Genomic DNA, 5,695 nt, shown 5'->3' with positions numbered 1-5,695 from the left:
GGGCAGTCACTCAGCTGACTGCCCGCGGCCCGTTGACCAGAAGGTTTAGACGACCTCGTTCTTGCCGACGACGACCACGCCGCCGGCCGAGATCTTGAACCGCGCCTCATCGCGGGAACGGTCGACGCCGATGATCTCGCCCTCACGGACGTAGACGTTCTTGTCCAGGATGGCGTGGCGCACGACGGCGCCGCGACCGATGCGGACACCCGGCATGAGGACGGACCCCTCGACGGTGGCGCCCTCGGCGACGTGGACGTCACCCGCGAGCACCGAGTTGCGGACCGTGCCACCGGAGATGATCGAACCCGGGGCGACCATCGAGGACTGGGCGATGCCGCCCTGGGTGAACTTCGCCGGCGGGAAGTTCTCGTCCTCGGTGGAGTGGATCGGCCACATCCGGTTGTAGAGGTTGAACACCGGGTGGACGGAGATGAGGTCCATGTGCGCCTCGTAGAAGGCGTCGATGGTACCGACGTCACGCCAGTAGCCCTTGTCACGCTCGGTGGCGCCCGGGACCTCGTTGCCCATGAAGTCGTAGACGTGGGCGTCGCCGCGCTCGACGAAGTACGGGATGATGTCACCGCCCATGTCGTGCTCGGAGTCCTCGTTCTTCTCGTCCTCGAGCAGCGCCTGGATCAGGGCGTCCGTGGTGAACACGTAGTTGCCCATCGAGGCGTAGGTGACGTCCGGGTCATCCGGGGTGCTCGGCGGGTCGGCCGGCTTCTCCAGGAACTCGGTGATGTTGCCCTCGTCGTCGGACTGGATGCAGCCGAACGCCGTGGCCTCCATGCGCGGGACACGGATACCGGCGACGGAGCAGCCCTTGCCCGAGGCGATGTGCTCCTCGACCATCTGGGACGGGTCCATGCGGTAGACGTGGTCGGCGCCGAAGACGATGACGTAGTCGGGCTTCTCGTCGTAGATCAGGTTGATGGACTGGACGATGGCGTCAGCGGAACCGGTGAACCAGCGCTTGCCGCGGCGCTGCTGCGCCGGGACGGAGGCGATGTACTGCGACACCGGACCGTGCAGCGACCAGGCCTGGGAGATGTGGCGGTCGAGGGAGTGCGACTTGTACTGGGTCAGGACGGCGATCTTGAGGTAACCGGCGTTGACGAGGTTCGAGAGAACGAAGTCGATGAGTCGGTAGCTGCCGCCGAAGGGCACCGCGGGCTTCGCGCGGTCTTCGGTGAGCGGGAACAGGCGCTTGCCTTCGCCGCCGGCGAGAACAATGGCTAGAACATTCGGCTGAGTCTTCACATCCCCCAATCTAGGTCGTCCCAGTGGTTTTCGCCGGGGAAGTTGACATTCACTCCTGTTTCTCTCCCCTTCCCGCTCCCCCCTTTTCCCCGTTTCCAGGGTTTCCGTAGCCTGTATCTCCCCGGACAACTTCCGGTCAGCTTCCTGGGAGGCAGCCGTCGACAAGCACCCGTCACCCCCGTCACCCCCTGCACGGGCAGCGGGGCGTCGCTACGCTTGGGACGTATGAGAGTCGGAATGTTGACCAGAGAGTACCCCCCGGAGATCTACGGCGGCGCCGGTGTGCACGTCACCGAGCTGACCCGTTTCATGCGCGAGATCACGGAGGTGGACGTCCACTGCATGGGCGCCCCACGTGACATGGAGGGGGTGTACGTCCACGGCGTCGACCCGGCACTCGAGGACGCCAACCCCGCCATCCGGACGCTGTCCACCGGACTGCGCATGGCCCAGGCCGCCGACAACGTCGACGTCGTCCACTCCCACACCTGGTACGCCGGTCTCGGCGGCCACCTCGCCGGCAAGCTGCACGGCATCCCGCACGTCGCCACCGCCCACTCCCTCGAGCCGCACCGCCCGTGGAAGCGTGAGCAGCTGGCCGGCGGCTACGAGGTCTCCTCCTGGTCCGAGAAGAACGCCATGGAGTACGCCGACGCCGTCATCGCCGTCTCCGCCCGCATGAAGGACTCCATCCTCGAGGCGTACCCGCGCATCGAGCCCGACCGCGTCCACGTCGTGCTCAACGGCATCGACACCGAGCTCTGGCAGCCGCGCCCGACCTTCGACGAGAACGAGAACTCCGTGCTCACCGAGCTCGGTGTGGACCCGGACCGCCCGATCGTCGCCTTCGTCGGCCGCATCACCCGCCAGAAGGGCGTGGAGCACCTGGTCAAGGCCGCCGCCCACTTCGACGAGGGCGTCCAGCTCGTGCTGTGCGCCGGCGCCCCGGACACCCCGGAGATCGCCGCCCGCACCACCGCCCTGGTCGAGGACCTGCAGTCGAAGCGCGACGGCATCTTCTGGGTCCAGAACATGCTCGAGCGGGACCGGATCCAGGAGATCCTCACCGCCGCCGACACCTTCGTCTGCCCCTCCATCTACGAGCCGCTGGGCATCGTCAACCTCGAGGCCATGGCCTGCGGCACCGCCGTCGTCGCCTCCGACGTGGGCGGCATCCCGGAGGTCGTCGTCGACGGTGAGACCGGCACCCTCGTCCACTACGACGAGAACGACGAGGAGACCTTCGAGCGCGACATCGCGGAGCAGGTCAACGCCATGGTCGCCGACAAGCAGCGCGCGCAGAAGTTCGGCGTCGCCGGCCGCGACCGTGCCGTGAACGAGTTCTCCTGGGCTACCATCGCCCAGCAGACCGTCGACATCTACCAGTCCCTGCGATAGGAGACGAGCTCTCAGTGACTTTCCACCGCCCCGAACTGCACGTCACGCCGGAGTCGGGGGTCCTCGACGCGCCCGCCGGAGTCCTCCTCGACGGCGACACCTGGCACCTCTTCCACCAGTACCGGCCCACCCCGGACTCCCCCGCCCGCTGGGCGCACGCGGTGTCCGAGGACGGCCCCTTCGACTGGGAGATCTGCGACGACGCCCTCGCCCCCGCCGGGGGTGAGACCGCCGTCCGCGCCGGCGCCGTCGTCGCCGCCGGACGTGGCCTCGACCTGTACTTCACCTCGGTCACGGCCGCCGGCACCTCCATCCAGGTGGCGCACCTCGACGAGCTCGACGAGACCTGCCCGGTCTCGGATGACGAGTTCGCCGTCGACACGCGCATCCGCCGCAGCGGTGACGTCGTCGGCGACCGCGAGGGGCACGTGCGCTTCCGCTCCCCCTGCGTCGTCCCCGACTGGGAGTCGGAGGACGACCGCCACGCCGGGCACGACGGCTGGCTCATGATGTGCGTCACCGGCTCCGGTGAGGCCCCCGTGCCGGTCGTGCTGACCAGCCCGGACGGCCGTTCCTGGGACTTCGTCGGCCCGCTCACCTTCACCGGTGACCCGGGTTTCGACGCCGCGGCGATCGTCGTCGGCCCCCGCATCATCCGACTCCGCGATGAGGTCGACGGCGACATCTACGACGTGCTGCTCATCACCCTCGAGCAGGACGGCATCGACATCTCCGGCTACCTCGTGGGCACCCTCCGCGAGGCCGCCTTCGAGGTGAAAACCCCGTTCACGCGCATCGACCACGGCCACGACTTCACCCGTCCCCGCAACACCAACGTCACGCCGGGCACCGTGAAGCCGGAGAAGCGCTACCTGCAGTCCGTCCTCTTCGGCCTGCTCAACGGCGTCGGCCGCCGGGACGACGCGGAACGTCACCCCTCCCTGCAGGCCGAGGGCTGGGCGAACGTGCTGTCCCTGCCGCGGGTGGTCACGCTGCAGGGTGGCCTGATCTTCCAGACCCCGCCGGCGGGCCTGCCGGACGCCATCAGCCGCTCCACCCGCGCCCGTTCCTGGACCGGACTGTGCGAGATCCCGGCCGGTGGTTCCCTCACCGCGACGCTCATCGACGCCGAGGGCAATGTCGCCGCCACCGTCACCCACTCCGGTGACACGCTGAGCGTCGACCGGTCGATGAACCCGTACCACGCCGGCGACCCGGTCGCCTCGGCCGCACTCGCGGAGGGCGACACCGACTCTCTGTCGATCTTCGTGGACGGTTCGACGCTGGAGGTCTTCGCCGACGGCGGTGCCGTCACGATGGCCAGCCGCGTCTACGCCGAGGGCGGCTGTCAGGAGATCCGCGTCGAGATCGACGGCGACGCCGTCATCGAGCAGTACTGGAGCCGCGGCCCCGGCTCCGTCTAGGCCGGATCAGGCCCGGCCCATCCGGATGAGGTGGGCCCGGCCGGTCACGGACAGGGTCTCCGGCAGCTGCGCGATACGGCTGCGCAGCTCCTCCGGCTCGATGTGCCGGGCGGAGGGGCTCATGCCGATCTGCGCGGCGATGGACTCCTTGTCCAGGGTCATGGGGAACTCGATGAGCTCGGGCTCACGCACGGGGGTGAGGTGGCCCGCCGCCTGCTCGATGAGCCGGTCGATCTTGCCGTCCTCGACGTCGAGGATGCCGAGCGGCTCACGCAGCTCCGCCAGGTGACCGCGGTCGGCGGTGAGGAACACCGCCTGCCCGTCCTCGGTGAGGACACGGGCGAACTCCGCGGCGTTGCGCGGGGCGAAGACGACGGTGATCACGTCGATGGAGCGGTCGCGCATGGGCAGACGCTCCCACACGTCGGCGACCACGGACCCCACCCGCGGGTGGCATGAGGCGAGTCGCTTCGCGGCGTGCACGGAGATGTCCATGCCGACGCCCCGGGCCCCGTCGACGTCGTCGAGGGTGTGGGCCAGGTAGTAGCCGGTGCCGGCACCGATCTCGGCGATGACGGGACGTGCGGTTTCCGGCACCCCGGCCTCGTCGAGGGCGTCGTGCACGCCGCCGGTGACGGCCTCCACGAAGGGAGCAAAATGCCCGCGGGACAGGAATGTCTCGCGGGCGAGAACCATCTCCATGCTGTCGCCCTGGTGGCGCAGGCCGGCGCCTGCGGCCAGGGTCACGTACCCCTGTCGGGCCACATCGTAGGAGTGGCCCGACCCGGAGACGAGGCGGGCGAAGTCGTCCGCGCCGGACAGCGGGGTGCCGTCGGCGGGATCAGCGAGCACGTCGATGATGTCTGAGAGCATGCATTCGAGCATACCCCCGGGAATTACCTAGCCTTCAGCCGCTGCGGTGAGCAGTGCTCCGAGCTCGGCGGCCTCCTCCTTGCTCAGTTCCACAACGAGGCGGCCTCCGCCGTCGGACGGAATGCGCATGACGATCTTCCGGCTCTCCTCCACTGCTTCCATGGGTCCGTTGCCGGTACGCGGCTTCATAGCTGCCATAGTGAGTTGGCTCCTTCTACTCGGATGATCTACCCTGACCAGTTTAGTCAATTTTCTCGGACGAGAGCCGGGAGAGCGTGTCCTCCGCCTCCCGGAGACGCCAGGTGAGGTGGGAAATCACGTCATCGACCTGCTCCGGGCGGTAGCCCCGCGGCACCAGTTCAAACTGGACGTCATCGATCCTCCCGGAGCCCACGGCGTGCCGATTCGCCTCCAGCGTCTCCTGCGGATCGAGCGGTTCGAGGAGTTCCCCGCGTCCGAAGACACTGCCCCAGAACCAGACACCGAGCACCACGAACGCAGCCGACAGGACAATGAGCAGCAACCAGGAGAGCATGCGTCAGAGGATACCGGCCAGGGGCTCCCGTTTGTCGATGTCCCTGCTCGTGGCAACTCCGGCGCGGTCCAGGAGGGTGCGGGCGACGACATCCGCCATGGGTCCCAGTTCCGCCAGAGGGCGGTTACGGTGGCGGCGCACACCCAGGTCGACCTGCGTGACGGCGGCCGGTCCGTGACGGCGGGCGACGTCGACGAGCAGG

The 5,695-nt window shown here is 68.5% G+C and carries 6 protein-coding genes and 1 pseudogene; 2 read left to right on the top strand and 5 right to left on the bottom strand.

What is annotated here, in order from left to right:
* Positions 1 to 45: 45 nt before the first annotated feature.
* The gene (glgC, locus tag GXZ33_RS11320) at positions 46 to 1,263 is read right to left on the bottom strand and encodes a glucose-1-phosphate adenylyltransferase (protein ID WP_291341171.1); all 1,218 of its coding nucleotides are present in this window, start codon (positions 1,261 to 1,263) and stop codon (positions 46 to 48) included.
* Positions 1,264 to 1,488: 225 nt separating this feature from the next.
* On the opposite strand from glgC, the gene glgA reads away from it, so the two are divergent.
* Together glgA and GXZ33_RS11310 are read left to right on the top strand one after the other, a co-directional pair.
* A complete protein-coding gene (glgA, locus tag GXZ33_RS11315; RefSeq protein WP_291341170.1) occupies positions 1,489 to 2,661 on the top strand; it encodes a glycogen synthase in 1,173 nt (390 codons plus the stop codon).
* Positions 2,662 to 2,675: 14 nt separating this feature from the next.
* Complete coding sequence (locus GXZ33_RS11310) at positions 2,676 to 4,085, top strand: GH32 C-terminal domain-containing protein (RefSeq protein WP_291341168.1); 1,410 nt, start codon at positions 2,676 to 2,678, stop codon at positions 4,083 to 4,085.
* Between the two features lie 6 nt (positions 4,086 to 4,091).
* Here GXZ33_RS11310 and GXZ33_RS11305 read toward each other — a convergent pair whose 3' ends face one another.
* From GXZ33_RS11305 to GXZ33_RS11290, 4 genes and pseudogenes are all read right to left on the bottom strand, one after another.
* Positions 4,092 to 4,958 carry a methyltransferase domain-containing protein gene (locus GXZ33_RS11305; protein WP_291341167.1) on the bottom strand — a complete coding sequence of 289 codons (867 nt, stop codon included), beginning with the start codon at positions 4,956 to 4,958 and terminating at the stop codon, positions 4,092 to 4,094.
* Positions 4,959 to 4,985: 27 nt separating this feature from the next.
* Positions 4,986 to 5,156: a DUF3117 domain-containing protein gene (locus GXZ33_RS11300; protein ID WP_082028383.1), complete on the bottom strand. Its 171-nt coding sequence runs from the start codon at positions 5,154 to 5,156 to the stop codon at positions 4,986 to 4,988.
* A 43-nt stretch (positions 5,157 to 5,199) separates the two neighbouring features.
* Complete coding sequence (locus tag GXZ33_RS11295) at positions 5,200 to 5,493, bottom strand: hypothetical protein (protein ID WP_291341163.1); 294 nt, start codon at positions 5,491 to 5,493, stop codon at positions 5,200 to 5,202.
* A 3-nt stretch (positions 5,494 to 5,496) separates the two neighbouring features.
* A pseudogene (locus tag GXZ33_RS11290) lies at positions 5,497 to 5,695 on the bottom strand (glucosyl-3-phosphoglycerate synthase); the annotation flags it as partial.

Source organism: Corynebacterium sp., assembly GCF_012838985.1.
GTDB lineage: Bacteria > Actinomycetota > Actinomycetes > Mycobacteriales > Mycobacteriaceae > Corynebacterium.
Note: the sequence above shows the minus strand (reverse complement) of the source record. Positions and strands in the feature narration are given on the sequence as shown.